The sequence below is a fragment of the Ruegeria profundi genome, from assembly GCF_049800715.1.
Classification (GTDB): Bacteria; Pseudomonadota; Alphaproteobacteria; order Rhodobacterales; family Rhodobacteraceae; genus Ruegeria; species Ruegeria profundi_A.
On record NZ_JBNAFO010000002.1, the window covers coordinates 92787 to 108347 of the forward strand.

The window sequence follows — 15561 nt, forward strand, 5'->3', positions numbered from 1 at the left end:
TCATGACACGGGCAACCCCCTTTCGACACTTGATGGGAACAGCCCTATGCGCCGCGTTTCTGACGGCTTGCGCGCCGGTTGGTCCGGATTTCGTGCGCCCGAACTCTCCGGTCGTGAAACAGTGGATCGAGGTGAACAGCCCCAGCACCGGGCAAAGCGGCCTGACATCGCGCAGCGCGCCGGTCGTGAAGTGGTGGGAGACGTTCAATGACCCCACCCTCAACAGACTAATCGCCGAGGCCTATGCCCAGAACCTGTCCCTACAGGTCGCTGGCGCGCGGGTCCTGCAGGCGCGGGCGCAGTTGGGCATCGCCTTTGGCGAGTTGTATCCGCAGTCGCAGGTCCTCGGGGCCTCGACAGAGCGGCGGCAGATCAGCGACAATCTTGGGCCCATTGCCGATATCAACCGGATCATTCCACTGGATACCGAATTCTCGACCTCTCAGGCTGGGTTTGATGCGCAGTGGGAATTGGACGTTTGGGGCGCACAGCGGCGCGGTGTTCAGGCGGCGCGGTCGAACTTGGCGTTGCAGGTGGCGAACTATGATGACGCGTTGGTGACGCTGACGGGCGATGTCGCTGCGCTTTATGTCAACATCCGCGCCTTGCAGGAGTCGCTGGGCGTCGCCCGTGAGAACATCACGCTACAGCAGGAATCGGCAGACCTGACCCAATTGCGGTTCAACAACGGCATCACCACCGAGTTGGACGTGCAAGAATCTACTGCTCTGCTAAACAACACCAAAGCCCTGGTGCCCGAGCTTGAGAGCGATCTCCAGCAAACCAAGAACGCTCTGGCCGTATTGCTGGGAACCACGCCCTCGCGCATGTCCAGCCTTCTGGGGAATTCCGGTCGCATCCCCTCGGCCCGGTCCAACGTCGCGGTTGGTGTCCCGGCTGAGCTGCTGCGTCGTCGACCGGACGTGAGAGCCGCCGAGCTGGCCGCAGCTACGCAATCGGCCGAGGTCGGCATTGCCATGGCAGATCTCTACCCGCAGTTCATTCTGTCCGGATCGGTCGGGTTGCAGGCCTCAGGCGGGCGAAACCTGTTCAGTTCGAACAGCACTACAGGCCTTGCCAGCGCGGGCGTCGTTTGGAACGTACTGAACTATGGCCGCATCAAGAACAACGTCCGGGCGCAGGATGCTGCCTATCAGGCGCTGATCGCAAATTATCAGAACACCGTTTTGACCGCCTATTCCGAGGTCGAAAGCGCCATGGTCGCCTATGCACAGGCGCGCAAGCAAGTTGGGTTCTATCAGCAGAGCGTCGATGCCTCGCGCAAGGCAGCAGAAATCGCCGTCAATCAATACACCGATGGGATCGCCGACTACTCCCGCATTTTGAACACGCAGACCGCCCTGTTGCGGTCTCAGGCCAATCTGATCGAGGCGCGTCAACAGGTCTCCAGCAATCTCGTCGCTGTCTACAAAGGTCTCGGAGGCGGCTGGCAGATTCGCGAGAACAGAGAGTTCCTGCCTGATACCGTTCTGGCGGAGATGGCTTACCGCACCGATTGGGGCGACCTGCTGCAGGAAACCCCGACCCGCGCTAGCTTGAACTAGAGCGTTTCGGGTTTCACTTAAATCAATGGGCGACGCCAATGTCGCGAGAGTGCCGGAGGCATGGCAGGGTATTGGCGTCTCAAACTAAATCCGAAACGCTCGCACTACTTGGTCAGGCCCCGCAGGCCGCCCGAGATCAGGATGTTCACCTCATAAAGGATACGCGGCGCGGCAAGCCCTCCGGGGCTGGCGAGGTAGTTCGGGCTCCATTCCGGATCGAACTTCTGTTTAAACGCGCGCAGCCCTTCGAAGTGATAGAATTGCTCACCATGTTCGTAGACGAACCCGCCGATCCGATTCCAAAGGGAGGCGAGCTGACGGTTCTCGATCCCTGAGAACGGCGCTGCGCCAAGTGAGAACCAGTGGAACCCCTGCTCGGCCCCCCAGGACATCATCTCGGCGAACAAGGCATCCATGACAAAGCTGGGGCTGTCCGGCTCGTAGCGCATCAGATCCAGAGAAAGCTCGGATTTGTGGCCACCTTGAAACAGGTTGGCGAAAGCCATGATCTTACCGGTTTCTCCGTTCCGCAAAACGGCGTGGTCGAAGTAGGACAGGTATTCATCGTCAAAACCACCCAAGGCGAACCCTTTCTCCGCCCCTGCTTTTTGCTCCAGCCAGTGATCGGAAATCGCCCTCAGTTCCGGCAGAATGGGCGCAAGGTCTTCCTTTGGAATGATCTCGAACACATAGGCTTCCCGCTCGGCTCGGTTCTTGGCCTGACGGAAGCGTTTGCGGGATTTGCCGTCCAGTGAGAAGTCTTTCAACGGTACGCGCGCGACTTCTCCGATCTTTAGAATCGACAGGCCGAGGTCCAGAAACGTCGGCAGGTATTTGGTCGAGACGCTGTAGAAAGCGCAAAGCTTGCCTTCTCGATCCGCCATTTCACGCAGTTGCCAGATCAGTTGCTTGCCAGCCGCTTCATCGCCCACAGGCTCACCCTTTGAGATGATGGCATTGCCCGTGTCGGCATAGGCGATGAACGCAGACTCGTCTGGCGCAATCAGGAATTGCTTGTCACCGGTCAGGGAAATCTGAGCCTCGGTATCTTCGCTCTCCATCACCAGTTTTTGGACGCATTCGGGGATCTCCGTGCGCACCGGCGCTGGGATTTCACGCCCGAACAAGGACGTAACGGCCACAATCCCGAGGATGACTGCCACCACGAGGCTGGAGCGCAGGAACCGGGAGGCATCGCCGTTCCACGCGAACTCCCACCACAAGGCATTCTGGTATTGCACGTGGGAATAGGCGAACAGGCCAATCCAGAAGATAACAGCTAGCAGCGCCACAACACTGACAAGCCAAGGGATATTCAACCGAAAGATCGACGCACCGCTGACGCGGTAGAACGCGCCACGGAACAGCGCCAAAACGGCGATCGTGGCCAACATGCCCAACGCCTCATGCGTATCCAAACCCTTGGCCAGGGACGCGGCGAAGCCCGCGACCATCAACAGCATTGCGACCACCCACGCGCGGTAGAGCTTGCGGAACAGCCCGCGCGACACAAGCAGCAGCAGAACACCCACGGCGCTGCCGGCCAGGTGCGAGGCCTCGACAAAGGACAATGGCAAAACCTCGCGCAAAGCACTCAGGCTTTTGCTGTCCGTCGGCAACGCGCCCGAGACCAGCAGGATGATCCCAGCAACCGCAGTCACCCCCGCCGCAACCATCGGCACAATGGGACGAATGGCGCGGTACACCCATGTCCCGGCCCCGATGATCCGATGGCGCTGGGTCAGCGCCGAGGCGACTGCGATGGACAGGCTGGCGATGGCGAAAGGCAGGAACGTGTAAACGACGCGGTAAAGCAGCAGCGCCGCAATAACATCCGACCGACCCGAGGCACCCAGCCCCGCGATCAGCGTCGCCTCAAACACCCCGATACCGCCCGGTGCATGACTGACAATCCCAACGGCAATCGCGGCGATGAAGATGGTGAAGAAATACGGATACCCAATCCCAAGGTCGTCCGGCATCAGTACGTAAAGGACCATGGAGGCCCCGACCAGATCGCCAATCGCCGCCAGCGTCAGGCATGAGGCCAGCTTGCCACCGGGCAGTTGGAAGCCGATCCCCAGAACCTCTAACCGACGCCCACCGGTGGAGAGCCAGACAAAAACCGCGATCAACGCGCCTAGCAGACCCAACCCGATGGCGGTCTCAACCGTCGCGCTGATCGGCAGCGCGTTAGAAATACCGTCGGGGTGAAAGGTCAAAAGCAAGCCGAGGACCAAAACCAGCCCCGTCCAGAACGCCACCCAGGACGTGGCGATGACCCCGGCAACGCGGCTTAGATCAAGGCCCAGAGACGCATATATCCGATATCGGATGGCCGTTCCGGTGATGTAGGAAAAGCCCAGACAGTTGGACACCGCATAGCCGCTGGCTCCGGCCATTCCTGCAACCGGCAGAGGGACCTCCCCGTCTGCCACGCTTTGAACCGCGAAGACATCGTATAGCGATAGCGAAAAGAAGCTGACCGCCGTCCAACACAGAGCATAAAACATCACGCGCCAAGGCGTTTCCGAGATATCCGCCTGAACGTCTGCCCATTTCACATGAGAAGACAGCTCATGCAGAACCGTCAGCGCAATCAGGGTGACAAAGATCGGGATGGCGATGCGGACCCATGGCTTCTCAAGGAATGCGGTGATCTTTTCGGCCAATTGCACGGCCCGTGGTTCGTGCTGCTGAGTGGTCATCTTCGATCAATCCTGCCTGTATCTCCGCCGACTGTGGCACAATTTCCTTGGCCGACAAAGCGTAACGGCCCGTTTCACGCAGCGTTTTCAGAACCTTCCTTTGCGCGTGGACAGAAGAAGGTTCGTCTCAGACCGGGTGATCCCTTCCATACGGCGGATCTGGAACAAGACCTCGTCGAGTTCGGCCAGCGTGTCCGTACCGATCTCGGCGATCAGGTCCCAGCTGCCATTTGTGGAATGCACGGCGCGCACCTGTCGTAGCGCTCCGATCCGGGCCATTGTGCGTTCGGTCCCGCGCCCCTCGATCTCAAGCATCATCAGGCCCCGGACCGGGCTTTGCGCCACATCACGCTTGGTCTGAACAGTAAAGCCCACGATCTCGCCCGATTGTTTGAGGCGCTGCAACCGGCTGCGCACGGTCGTGCGCGTGACGCCAAGCGTCTCGGCCAGCTCAGACAGCGATGCCCTCGCATCCCGGTGCAACGCGCTGAGCAGTCTGTTGTCCAAATCGTCCATGAATAGCTTCCTTTTTGGATATTCACCTTTCTTATTGAGCAATTTGCTCTCTTCACGCAAGACAGACTGTCACGTTACATGAAGCATATGGATACGAAGAACATAGTTTTGGTTGGTGCCCCCATGGACGCTGGTAAGCGTCGGCAGGGTTGCCGAATGGGGCCGGATGCCTACCGCGTGGCCGGACTGGATCACGCCCTTGCGGATCTTGGTCATACGGTTATCGACTACGGAGATGTCGCCCCGGATGCGGTCGAGACCCCGGACCACTCCCACCTTTTCGCCCTGCCCGAGTGCATCGGGTGGACGCAGGCCTTGGCCCGAGTCGCTGCCGAAGTCTCGCCCCGAGGTGTGCCAATCTTCATGGGCGGCGATCATGCCTTGTCGATGGGAACCGTGACCGGAATGGCGGATCATGCACAGCGCGTCGACCGGCCTCTGTTCGTTCTGTGGCTGGACGCCCATAGCGATTTTCACACCCCCGGCAGTACAGACAGCGGCAACCTGCATGGAACACCTGTCGCCTACTTCACTGGCCAGTCCGGCTTCGAAGATTTTCCACCCTTGCCTGCCGTGGTTCCAACCAATCGCGTTGGAATGATCGGGTTGCGTTCGGTCGATCCCGCTGAACGCGCCTCGCTTGAGAAGAACCACGCCATGCTGGCCGATATGCGCAGCATTGACGAACATGGGATCAAAGCCCCGCTCATGGCCTTTCTGAACCGCGTGAGGGCTGAGAACGGCATCCTTCACGTGTCGCTGGATGTCGACTTCCTCGACCCCGCGATCGCGCCGGCTGTCGGAACCACTGTGCCCGGAGGCGCCACAGAACGCGAAGCCCATCTTGTCATGGAGCTTCTGCACGAAAGCGGGCTGGTCTGTTCCCTCGATCTGGTCGAGTTGAACCCCTTTCTGGATGAACGCGGACGCACCGCAAAACTCATGGTCGACCTGGCTGCATCCCTGATGGGACGCCGTATCTTTGACCGCCCCACTCGGAGTTTCTGATGACTGTACCTTCTGACAAAGCCCTGGTGCCCTTTGTTTCCGTCGACAACATGATGCGGCTGGTTCACCATGTCGGCGTCGAAAAGATGATCATAAGGATCGCCGAGCAGATTGAAGCCGATTTCAAACGCTGGGAAAGCTTTGACAAGACCCCGCGAATTCCTGCGCATTCACCGCATGGGGTGATCGAACTCATGCCAACATCGGATGGTGAGGCCTACGGGTTCAAATACGTCAATGGCCATCCAAAGAACACGTCCGAAGGGCTGCAAACAGTAACGGCCTTTGGACTGCTCGCGGATGTCTACACGGGCTACCCGACACTTCTGACCGAGATGACCATCCTGACCGCCCTGCGGACGGCGGCGACATCGGCTTTGGTCGGTCGATATCTGGCCCCCAAGGGTGCCACCACCATGGCCATGATCGGCAATGGCGCGCAGTCTGAATTCCAATGCCTGGCCTTCAAAGCCATGTGCGGCATCGACACCGTGCGGCTTTATGATACGGACCCGAACGCCACCGCCAAATGCGCTGCCAACCTGCAAGGCAAAGGCCTGAACGTAGTGCCTTGCAAAACCGCGGAAGATGCGATTGAGGGCGCGCAGATCATCACCACCTGTACCGCGGACAAGAAATATGCCACGATCCTGACCGACAACATGGTCGGCCCAGGTGTCCACATCAACGCGATTGGCGGCGACTGCCCCGGCAAAACCGAATTGCATCGCGATATCCTTCTACGCTCTGAGATATTCGTGGAATACCCCGAGCAAACCCGGATCGAAGGCGAAATTCAGGCTTTGGAAGATGACCATCCTGTCACTGAACTGTGGCAGGTCATGACAGGTCAGGCACGCGGTCGGACAGACGATAAGCAGATCACGCTTTTCGACAGTGTCGGCTTCGCCATCGAGGACTTTTCGGCTCTGCGCGTCATCAAGAGCGCGGTCGCGGAAACTGACTTCTTCGAGCCGCTGGACATGCTCGCCGACCCCGACGATCCCCGCGATCTGTTCGGGATGCTCATGCGCGCGGGCTAATTTCCTTTCGATCCTGCGCAGGGTCAGTGTCGAAAAGGGGGCTCTGCCCCCGCCGCCCGTTCCGGGCGACTCCCCCGGGATATTTTTAGCCAGATGAAGAAACGGATCGTTGACCTAGGCTCGGTACTCTTGTTTTGCGGTACAGGCGGGGACGCCGATGACCGCGCCAGGTGAAGCTCTCCAACGTTGATATTGGAGAGCGGATCCCTGCTTCATCTGGCTAAAAATTTCCTGGAGCGCGAGGCAAAGCCTCGCAACCCCCTATCCAGCCAAAGACGGCAAGTAGAGGACGATGCCCGGAAATGCCACAAGCAGCGCAATGGTGGCCGCGTCTGCCAGGAAGAACGGGGTGACCCCCTTGAAGACATCCTGAACACTCAGGTCAGGCCGGACTCCTGCGACAACAAAGCAGTTCAACCCAATGGGTGGCGTGATCAGGCAGAATTCGGCCATTTTCACCACCAAAATCCCAAACCAGATCGCACACATCGGGCCAGACATGCCAAAAGCGCTGTCTGCGGCGCTGACGGTTTCGCCTCCGTTCAGGGCCATGACGGCGGGGTAGACGACTGGCAGTGTCAACAGCAACATCCCGATGGCATCCATGAACATGCCCAACACCGCATAGGCCAGTAGGATGCAAATCAGGATTAGCATTGGCGACATTTCAAGCGAAGTGATCCAATCCGAGAATGCACCCGGAAGGTCTGCAAAGCCCAGGAACCGCACGTAGATCAGCACGCCCCAGATGATCGAGAAGATCATCGCCGTCAGCTTGGCTGTCTCTAACAGAGCCGATTTTAATTCGGGCCAGCGCATGCCATGAACCAGGGCGAAACAGAAGACGATGAACGCACCTATGGCTCCGCCTTCGGTCGGGGTGCCCCACGCCTGTTCTCCGAATGGGTTGTAGACGAAGCAGATGATGATCAGAATGACGGCAACGATCGGGATCGCCCCGGGCAGCGCTTGGAACCGCTGTTTCCAAGTGAAACCAGTGACCGGAGGGCCAACGGATTTGAACACAACTGCGATTCCAACAATGAGCAATCCGTAGATCACGGCAGAAAACGCTCCGGGAATGAAGCCGGCCAGTAGCAGCTTGCCTACGTCCTGTTCGACGATGATGGCATAGATCACAAGGATAGCTGATGGCGGGATCAGCGAGGCCAGCGTCCCGCCAGCGGCGACGACGCCCGCAGCGAAGCGCTTGTTGTAGCCAACGCTCAGCATTTCGGGAATCGCGATACGGGCAAACACAGCTGAAGTGGCGACCGAGGCACCAGAGACGGCGGCAAAGCCTGCCGTGGCGAATATGGTGGAGACCGCGAGGCCTCCCGGAACCCAAGCGATCCATCGTTTAGCCGCTTCGAATAGCGCGCGCGTCAAGCCCGCGTAGTAGGCAAGGTAGCCGATCAGGATGAAGGTCGGAATCAGGCTGAGCGTATGGGCGGCAACCTTCGAATGCGGCACCTGCCCTGCTGTTTTGACGGCGACTGTGAGAGCCTTGCCAAATCTGTCGGGATCGTAGCCAAACTTGGCCCAGAAAATCCAAACCAAGCCGAACAAGCCTGCCAGACCTGCCGCAAAGGCCACTCGCATGCCCGTGACCACAAGGACAAGCAGCCCAGCCGTTACCCAAAGGCCGATGTCAATCGTGTCCATCTGTTAGTCCTGCCCTTCGAACTGCTCTGCCTCTGCGGCAGCCTGTGCGGCGGCGTCTTGGATCAAGGGCACCGCCACGGGTGCCTCAAGCCCCAGAACGAACGCGCGGCCATAGCCCCAGATCTGCAAAACCAGTCGGAGTGACAAGACCGAGAACGCCACCGGGGCCAGCAGTTTCGCGGGCCAAAGCGGAATGCCTATGTCAATTGAGCTGTCGCGGCTCCACATCGGCGCGCCGAAATCAAAGGATCGGTCGAAATGGGACCAGCTGCCCCAGACCAATGCCAGCATCAGGACAAGGATCAGGATTACCGAGATCAGCTCGAACAACCACAGCGCCCGTCCGTGCAGACGCGAGATCACAATGTCCATCCGGATATGGCCGCCATCGCGCTGCACGTAAGAGATGCCGAGAAAGGCGATCAGTGGCATCGCCTGTTCGATCCAGTCCACATAGCCCGGCAACGGCGCGTTTATCGCGTTGCGGCCGCTGACCGAGACGACGGCCAGGACCATCAGTCCAAAGACGGCTATTCCGCTGATCAAGGCGAGAGCCCGCTCTAACTTCAGCAAGTGCTGATCGATCTGGCTGAGGCGACTGCCATCCTCCAGCACCGTGGCCTGTCCCGCCATTCCGGTGATCCCCTTTGTCAAGAAAGGCCGGGCGCTAGGACGCGCCCGGCGTATGCGATCAGTTGCCGCCGCGCTGTTTCGTCAGCGTAGTCTGAACTAAATCGTAGAGGTCCTGCGCTGGTAGGCCCTGCGCGCTCATATCTGCAATCCACTGTTCGCGGATCGGATCGGCGGCCTTGGCGCGGAACTCTTCAATGACCGCGTCGTCGATCATTACCTTCTGCACACCCTTTTCTTCCAGGACGCTATCCCATTGCTCCAAAAGCCCAGCATAGTTAGCCAGATAATGCTCAATGGCCTCATCAATCGAGCTATCAAGCGCTTCGCGGTGCTCAGGCGACAGCGCTTCATACGCGTCGATATTCGCAACCACCGGGCAATTCACGGTGCCGGGGTTGAGGTTCGCAGTCCACCAGTCCGCCTCATTGATCGTACCGAAGGACAGGTGCGCGTGCTGCGCGAAGGCGACCGTATCGACCACACCGGATTCCATGGCGTTAAACGCCTCAGTCGCAGGGACAGAGGTTGGGACACCGCCCACGGCCTCAAACGCTTTGCCCAGACCACCTGTTGCGCGAACACGCATGCCCTCGAACGCCGCCAGGTTATCGCGCGGATCGCCGGTGCCAACCAGATTGTACTGCGGCATCGGCGAGGTCATCAGAATGCGCGCATTCCATTGCGCCATCTCATCAGCCACCGCTGGGTGATCATAGACTGCATGGCTGACGGCAACCTCTTCTTCCAGATTGTTCACACCCAGAAACGGCAGCTCCAGTACGGTAATCGCGCGGTTTTTGTCGCGGTGATAACCGGCACAGAACTGCGCAATCTCGAATGCGCCGATCTCGATGCCATCCAGGTTCTCGCGCGGCTTCGACAGGCCGCCATAGCTGACATTGATCGTGAACTCTCCACCGGTTTTTTCCGAAACCAACTCGGCCAGTTTTTCGACATGTTCGGTAAAGGCGCGGCGCTTGCCCCAGACCGAGGCGTTCCATTCGGTGGCTGCGGCCTCGGACACGAAGGCAACGCCAAGGGCGGCGACGGCGGCACCGCTCAGCATCTTTTTCATAATATCTTCTCCCTTTGATGCGCCCCCTCCCGAGGCGCTTGGAAAGATGCTAGCGCCAACATGTATATGTGCCAACCCCTGCTTCCTGATAGGTGATTTTCAGACTGATCTTTTAAGTTTTCATGCTTAACGACATACGCGCGAAAAAACCGGTCTTCGCGTTTAACGGTCGAGCTAGCAACGTTACAAACTTAACATTGTTATTAAGGGATTTTTCACATTTTTTCGAGTTTTGTTGACTCTTTCACCCCCTTTGGAAAAATTTCTTTACAAACAAATCCAAAGAATACGGCAATTTATTTCATTATTTTCTGAACCCGGCCATACTTCGATCAGGGAGGAACGGGATCGACTATGCCCAAATAACAGGCAAGATATGTCCCAACGTTACTAGCCTAGAGGGAGGAGCCTCAACATGACCACCGCTGCCCAGGCAGATGCCAAGACCTATCCGCCAACTGCAGAAACCGTCGCGCACGCGCATGTCGACGCTGCGAAATACGACGAGATGTATTCTGCATCAGTAAATGACCCAGACGCGTTCTGGGGCGAACACGGCAAGCGGATCGACTGGATCAAGCCCTTTACGCAGGTCAAGGATGTCAATTACGACTTCGGCTCGGTCAAGATCAACTGGTATGCCGATGGTACTCTGAACGTCTCGGCCAACTGCCTGGATCGCCATCTGAAAACGCGCGGCGATCAGACCGCAATCATCTGGGAACCGGATGATCCAAATGATGCTGCCCAGCACATCACCTATGCCGAGTTGCACCGCCGCACCTGTCGCATGGCCAATATTCTGGAATCCATGGGCGTGCGCAAAGGTGATCGCGTCATTATTTATCTGCCGATGATCCCCGAGGCCGCCTATGCCATGCTGGCCTGTGCGCGCATCGGTGCGATTCACTCGATCGTTTTTGCAGGCTTCTCGCCAGACGCTTTGGCGGCCCGTGTCAACGGTTGCGACGCCAAAGTCGTCATCACAGCAGATGAAGCCCCGCGCGGCGGCCGCAAAACGCCGCTGAAATCGAACGCTGATGCGGCATTGCTGCACTGCAAGGACAGCGTAAAATGCCTGGTCGTCAAACGAACGGGTGGTCAGACCACTTGGATCGATGGGCGTGACTACGACTACAACGAAATGGCGCTTGAGGCCGATGACTATTGCGCCCCAGCCGAGATGAGCGCGGAAGACCCGCTGTTTATTCTGTACACTTCGGGTTCGACCGGCCAGCCCAAAGGTGTGGTTCACACCACCGGCGGCTATCTGGTCTATGCCGCGATGACCCATGAGATCACCTTCGACTATCATGAAGGCGATGTGTACTGGTGTACGGCAGACGTCGGTTGGGTCACTGGCCATAGCTATATCGTCTATGGTCCACTGGCCAATGGAGCGACAACCCTGATGTTCGAAGGCGTGCCGACCTACCCGGATGCAGGTCGTTTCTGGGAAGTATGCGCCAAGCACAAGGTCAACCAGTTCTATACAGCCCCAACCGCGATCCGTGCCCTGATGGGACAAGGAAGTGAGTGGGTCGAAAAGCACGATCTCAGCGACCTCAAAGTTTTGGGTACCGTGGGTGAGCCAATCAATCCCGAAGCCTGGAACTGGTACAACGAGGTTGTCGGCAAGGGTAAATGCCCGATTGTCGATACCTGGTGGCAGACTGAAACCGGTGGTCACCTAATGACCCCCCTGCCCGGCGCACATGCGATGAAGCCCGGCTCGGCGATGAAACCGTTTTTTGGCATCGAACCGGTGGTTTTGGACCCGCAATCCGGCGTCGAGATCGAAGGCAACGGTGTCGAAGGTGTACTGTGCATCAAGGACAGCTGGCCCGGTCAAATGCGCACCGTCTGGGGCGATCATGAGCGGTTCGAGAAGACCTATTTCTCGGACTACAAAGGCTACTACTTCACCGGCGACGGCTGCCGTCGTGACGAAGGTGGTGACTACTGGATCACTGGCCGCGTCGATGACGTGATCAACGTCTCGGGCCACCGTATGGGTACTGCTGAAGTCGAAAGCGCGCTGGTGGCGCATGCCGCAGTGGCCGAGGCCGCCGTGGTGGGCTATCCCCATGAAATCAAAGGACAAGGCATCTATTGCTATGTCACTCTGATGAACGACCGTGAGCCTTCGGATGAGCTGTTGAAAGAGCTGCGCACCTGGGTCCGGACCGAGATCGGACCGATCGCCTCGCCTGACGTCATTCAGTGGTCCCCAGGTCTGCCCAAAACACGCTCGGGCAAGATCATGCGCCGTATCCTGCGCAAGATCGCCGAAAACGACTTTGGCTCGTTGGGCGATACGTCCACTCTGGCCGATCCGTCAGTTGTCGACGACCTGATTGCAAACCGAGCGAATAAGTGAGGGCATGATGGACGCTGCGACCATGACAACTCCTGCTGTTCTCATCCTTCTCGGCCCTCCGGGCGCCGGGAAGGGCACTCAGGCGCGCATGCTGGAAGACAAGTTCGGGCTGGTGCAACTCAGCACCGGTGACCTTCTGCGTGCGGCTGTTGCCGCAGGTACGGATGCCGGAAAGGCCGCGAAAGCGGTGATGGAGGCCGGTGAACTGGTCAGCGACCAGATCGTCATCGACATCCTGCGCGACCGCATGGCGGAATCCGACTGTGCAAAGGGAGTCATCCTCGATGGCTTCCCCCGCACCACCGTTCAGGCCGAGGCGCTGGATGGTCTTCTGGCTGAAAAAGACCAGAAGATCAGCGCCGCGATCAGCCTTGAGGTTGAGGATGCGGAAATGGTGATCCGGATCTCGGGCCGCTACACCTGCGCCGGTTGCGGTGAAGGCTACCATGACACGTTCAAGAAACCGTCGGTCGACGGCACTTGCGACAATTGCGGCGGGACCGAGTTCAAGCGCCGGGCCGATGACAACGCGGAAACCGTTGCCTCACGCCTCAGCGCCTATCACGCACAGACAGCCCCACTGATCACCTATTACGACGGTCAGTGCGTTCTGAAGCGGACGAACGCCATGGGCAAGATTGAAGACATCGCGCGCGACCTGGAGGACATCGTCGCCAGCGCGGTGAACTAAGGGAGGGAGACAGGCCGTAAGGCCCTGATCCTTAAACAGAATACTTCGATGCACCGCCTTGGCGGAACAGAGGAGTTTTGTCAGATGCCACGGGGTATCTGTCACATTCGAGAAGCGGTCCGGCGCGCTGGAGGAACGAAGCAAAGGACCGCCCAACGAGGAAGCGAAGGAGGAACCCGCAATGGCGGATCAATCTACCAACTCCGCGCAGACTGCCGAAGCCGATAAGGGCTATTGGCAGGCCAACCTGCGCCTCATCTACATCAGCCTCGCGATCTGGGCGCTGGTGTCGTTTGGATTCGGCATCCTGCTGCGTCCGCTGCTGTCCGGCATTTCTGTTGGCGGTACCGATCTGGGCTTTTGGTTCGCTCAGCAGGGATCAATCTTGGTCTTTCTGGTGCTGATCTTCAACTACGCCTGGCGCATGAACAAGCTAGACGCCGAACACGGCGTAGACGAAGAGTAAGGGAGAGCGGGGACAATGGATCAGTTTACCATCAACCTGCTGTTTGTTGGCGCATCCTTCGCGCTATACATCGGCATCGCGATCTGGGCCCGTGCGGGTTCCACATCTGAATTCTACGCTGCTGGTCGCGGCGTTCACCCGGTCACCAACGGTATGGCGACAGCGGCGGACTGGATGTCTGCGGCCTCGTTCATCTCGATGGCGGGCCTCATCGCCTTTACCGGCTATGACAACTCGACCTTCCTGATGGGTTGGACCGGTGGCTACGTGCTGCTGGCTCTGCTGCTTGCGCCCTACCTGCGTAAGTTCGGCAAATACACCGTCTCGGAATTCATCGGCGACCGTTTCTACAGCCAGACTGCACGCGTTGTCGCCGTGATCTGTCTGATCGTTGCATCGGTGACCTACGTGATCGGTCAGATGACCGGCGTTGGCGTGGCCTTTGGCCGCTTCCTTGAGGTTTCGAACACTTCCGGTCTGCTGATCGGTGCCTGTGTCGTGTTTGCATACGCGGTGTTTGGCGGGATGAAGGGTGTGACCTACACCCAGGTTGCTCAGTACTGCGTGCTGATCACAGCCTACACCATCCCGGCGATCTTCATCTCGCTGCAGCTGACCGGCACTCCGATCCCTGCACTGGGTCTGTTTGGCGACACCGCAAGTGGTGAGCCGCTGCTGACCAAGCTGGACGCGATCGTGACCGAACTGGGCTTTGCCGAGTATACGGCGCACCACTCGAACACGCTGAACATGGTGCTGTTCACACTGTCGCTGATGATCGGTACCGCCGGTCTGCCGCACGTGATCATGCGCTTCTTCACCGTGCCGAAAGTGTCTGACGCCCGCTGGTCCGCTGGCTGGACGCTGGTCTTCATCGCTCTGCTGTACCTGACCGCCCCTGCGGTTGGCGCAATGGCGCGTCTGAACATCACCGACATGATGTGGCCCAACGGTGGCATCGAAGGCGGCGCAGTTTCGGTCGAAGCAATCGATACCGATCCGCGTTATGACTGGATGCAGACGTGGCAGAAAACCGGTCTGCTGGACTGGGAAGACAAGAACGGCGACGGCAAGATCCAGTACTATAACGACAAGTCCGAAGCGATGACTGCGATCGCGGAAGAAAAAGGCTGGGTCGGAAACGAGCTGACCAAATTCAACCGTGACATCCTGGTTTTGGCCAACCCCGAAATCGCCAACCTGCCGGGTTGGGTGATCGGTCTGGTCGCTGCCGGTGGTCTTGCGGCTGCTCTGTCGACCGCTGCGGGCCTGTTGCTGGCGATCTCGTCGGCGGTGTCCCACGACCTTGTCAAAGGTGCGATCAATCCGCAGATCTCGGAAAAAGGTGAACTGCTGGCCGCGCGTATCGCAATGGCCGTAGCCATCCTGGTTGCAACCTATCTGGGTCTGAACCCACCGGGCTTTGCGGCACAGACCGTGGCCTTGGCCTTTGGTCTGGCGGCTGCCTCGATCTTCCCGGCGCTGATGATGGGGATCTTCTCGACCCGCATCAACAACACCGGCGCGGTTGCTGGTATGCTGGCTGGTCTGGTTGTCACTCTGGTCTATATCTTCCTGCACAAGGGCTGGTTGTTCATTCCTGGCACCAACTCGTTCACCGATGCTGATCCGCTTCTGGGTCCGATCAAGTCGACCTCGTTCGGCGCCATCGGTGCAATGATCAACTTCGCAGTTGCGTATGTTGTTGCAGGCATGACCAAAGAGACTCCACAGGAGATCAAAGATCTGGTCGAAAGCGTACGCATTCCCCGTGGTGCGGGCGCAGCTCAGAACAAATGAGCCTGATGCGG

General features: G+C 58.6%; 12 protein-coding genes. 7 read left to right on the forward strand and 5 right to left on the reverse strand.

Annotation, left to right across the window (positions count from 1 at the left end; genetic code table 11):
• Positions 1 to 2: 2 nt before the first annotated feature.
• The gene (locus ACP15L_RS04320) at positions 3 to 1565 is read left to right on the forward strand and encodes an efflux transporter outer membrane subunit (protein WP_425083271.1); all 1563 of its coding nucleotides are present in this window, start codon (positions 3 to 5) and stop codon (positions 1563 to 1565) included.
• Positions 1566 to 1669: 104 nt separating this feature from the next.
• Here the strand turns inward: ACP15L_RS04320 and mprF are convergent, their stop codons facing one another.
• On the reverse strand, positions 1670 to 4273 hold the full coding sequence (gene mprF / locus ACP15L_RS04325; protein ID WP_425083272.1) for a bifunctional lysylphosphatidylglycerol flippase/synthetase MprF: 2604 nt from the start codon (positions 4271 to 4273) through the stop codon (positions 1670 to 1672).
• 87 nt (positions 4274 to 4360) lie between these two features.
• Positions 4361 to 4789, reverse strand: coding sequence for an Lrp/AsnC family transcriptional regulator (locus tag ACP15L_RS04330; RefSeq protein ID WP_170469819.1), 429 nt, complete (start codon positions 4787 to 4789; stop codon positions 4361 to 4363).
• Positions 4790 to 4876: 87 nt separating this feature from the next.
• Here ACP15L_RS04330 and rocF point away from each other — a divergent pair, with 87 nt between their 5' ends.
• Positions 4877 to 5797 carry an arginase gene (gene rocF / locus ACP15L_RS04335; RefSeq protein ID WP_425083273.1) on the forward strand — a complete coding sequence of 307 codons (921 nt, stop codon included), beginning with the start codon at positions 4877 to 4879 and terminating at the stop codon, positions 5795 to 5797.
• A complete protein-coding gene (locus ACP15L_RS04340) occupies positions 5797 to 6840 on the forward strand; it encodes an ornithine cyclodeaminase (protein WP_425083274.1) in 1044 nt (347 codons plus the stop codon). The genes rocF and ACP15L_RS04340 overlap by 1 nt, the downstream gene beginning before the upstream one ends.
• A gap of 261 nt (positions 6841 to 7101) precedes the next feature.
• On the opposite strand, the gene ACP15L_RS04345 is transcribed toward ACP15L_RS04340, so the two are convergent.
• Genes ACP15L_RS04345 through dctP form a run of 3 tightly spaced genes read right to left on the reverse strand, consistent with a single transcriptional unit; the run spans position 7102 to position 10213 of the window.
• Entirely contained in the window at positions 7102 to 8505 is a 1404-nt protein-coding gene (locus ACP15L_RS04345) for a TRAP transporter large permease (protein ID WP_425083275.1), read from the reverse strand.
• 3 nt (positions 8506 to 8508) lie between these two features.
• Positions 8509 to 9138, reverse strand: a complete 630-nt coding sequence (locus ACP15L_RS04350; RefSeq protein ID WP_170376651.1) for a TRAP transporter small permease — start codon at positions 9136 to 9138, stop codon at positions 8509 to 8511.
• Positions 9139 to 9196: 58 nt separating this feature from the next.
• Complete coding sequence (gene dctP, locus ACP15L_RS04355; protein ID WP_425083276.1) at positions 9197 to 10213, reverse strand: TRAP transporter substrate-binding protein DctP; 1017 nt, start codon at positions 10211 to 10213, stop codon at positions 9197 to 9199.
• Positions 10214 to 10628: 415 nt separating this feature from the next.
• Between dctP and acs the strand changes: the two genes are divergently transcribed.
• The 4 genes from acs to ACP15L_RS04375 all read left to right on the forward strand — a co-directional run bounded on the left by acs (position 10629) and on the right by ACP15L_RS04375 (position 15550).
• Positions 10629 to 12593 (forward strand): acetate--CoA ligase, encoded by a 1965-nt coding sequence (gene acs / locus ACP15L_RS04360; RefSeq protein ID WP_425083277.1) that lies wholly within the window; start codon positions 10629 to 10631, stop codon positions 12591 to 12593.
• A gap of 7 nt (positions 12594 to 12600) precedes the next feature.
• A complete protein-coding gene (locus ACP15L_RS04365; RefSeq protein ID WP_425083507.1) occupies positions 12601 to 13284 on the forward strand; it encodes an adenylate kinase in 684 nt (227 codons plus the stop codon).
• Between the two features lie 181 nt (positions 13285 to 13465).
• Entirely contained in the window at positions 13466 to 13750 is a 285-nt protein-coding gene (locus tag ACP15L_RS04370; protein WP_170376639.1) for a DUF4212 domain-containing protein, read from the forward strand.
• A 15-nt stretch (positions 13751 to 13765) separates the two neighbouring features.
• The gene (locus ACP15L_RS04375) at positions 13766 to 15550 is read left to right on the forward strand and encodes a sodium:solute symporter family protein (protein ID WP_170376637.1); all 1785 of its coding nucleotides are present in this window, start codon (positions 13766 to 13768) and stop codon (positions 15548 to 15550) included.
• Positions 15551 to 15561: the final 11 nt, after the last annotated feature.

Excerpts from the sequence above, each read along its gene's own strand:
- acs (WP_425083277.1), top strand. The coding sequence starts at position 10,629 with ATGACCACCGCTGCCCAGGCAGATGCCAAGACCTATCCGCCAACTGCA.
- ACP15L_RS04375 (WP_170376637.1), top strand. The coding sequence starts at position 13,766 with ATGGATCAGTTTACCATCAACCTGCTGTTTGTTGGCGCATCCTTCGCG.
- ACP15L_RS04320 (WP_425083271.1), top strand. The coding sequence starts at position 3 with ATGACACGGGCAACCCCCTTTCGACACTTGATGGGAACAGCCCTATGC.
- ACP15L_RS04340 (WP_425083274.1), top strand. The coding sequence starts at position 5,797 with ATGACTGTACCTTCTGACAAAGCCCTGGTGCCCTTTGTTTCCGTCGAC.
- ACP15L_RS04330 (WP_170469819.1), bottom strand. The coding sequence starts at position 4,789 with ATGGACGATTTGGACAACAGACTGCTCAGCGCGTTGCACCGGGATGCG.
- ACP15L_RS04345 (WP_425083275.1), bottom strand. The coding sequence starts at position 8,505 with ATGGACACGATTGACATCGGCCTTTGGGTAACGGCTGGGCTGCTTGTC.
- ACP15L_RS04350 (WP_170376651.1), bottom strand. The coding sequence starts at position 9,138 with ATGGCGGGACAGGCCACGGTGCTGGAGGATGGCAGTCGCCTCAGCCAG.
- rocF (WP_425083273.1), top strand. The coding sequence starts at position 4,877 with ATGGATACGAAGAACATAGTTTTGGTTGGTGCCCCCATGGACGCTGGT.
- ACP15L_RS04365 (WP_425083507.1), top strand. The coding sequence starts at position 12,601 with ATGGACGCTGCGACCATGACAACTCCTGCTGTTCTCATCCTTCTCGGC.
- mprF (WP_425083272.1), bottom strand. The coding sequence starts at position 4,273 with ATGACCACTCAGCAGCACGAACCACGGGCCGTGCAATTGGCCGAAAAG.
- ACP15L_RS04370 (WP_170376639.1), top strand. The coding sequence starts at position 13,466 with ATGGCGGATCAATCTACCAACTCCGCGCAGACTGCCGAAGCCGATAAG.
- dctP (WP_425083276.1), bottom strand. The coding sequence starts at position 10,213 with ATGAAAAAGATGCTGAGCGGTGCCGCCGTCGCCGCCCTTGGCGTTGCC.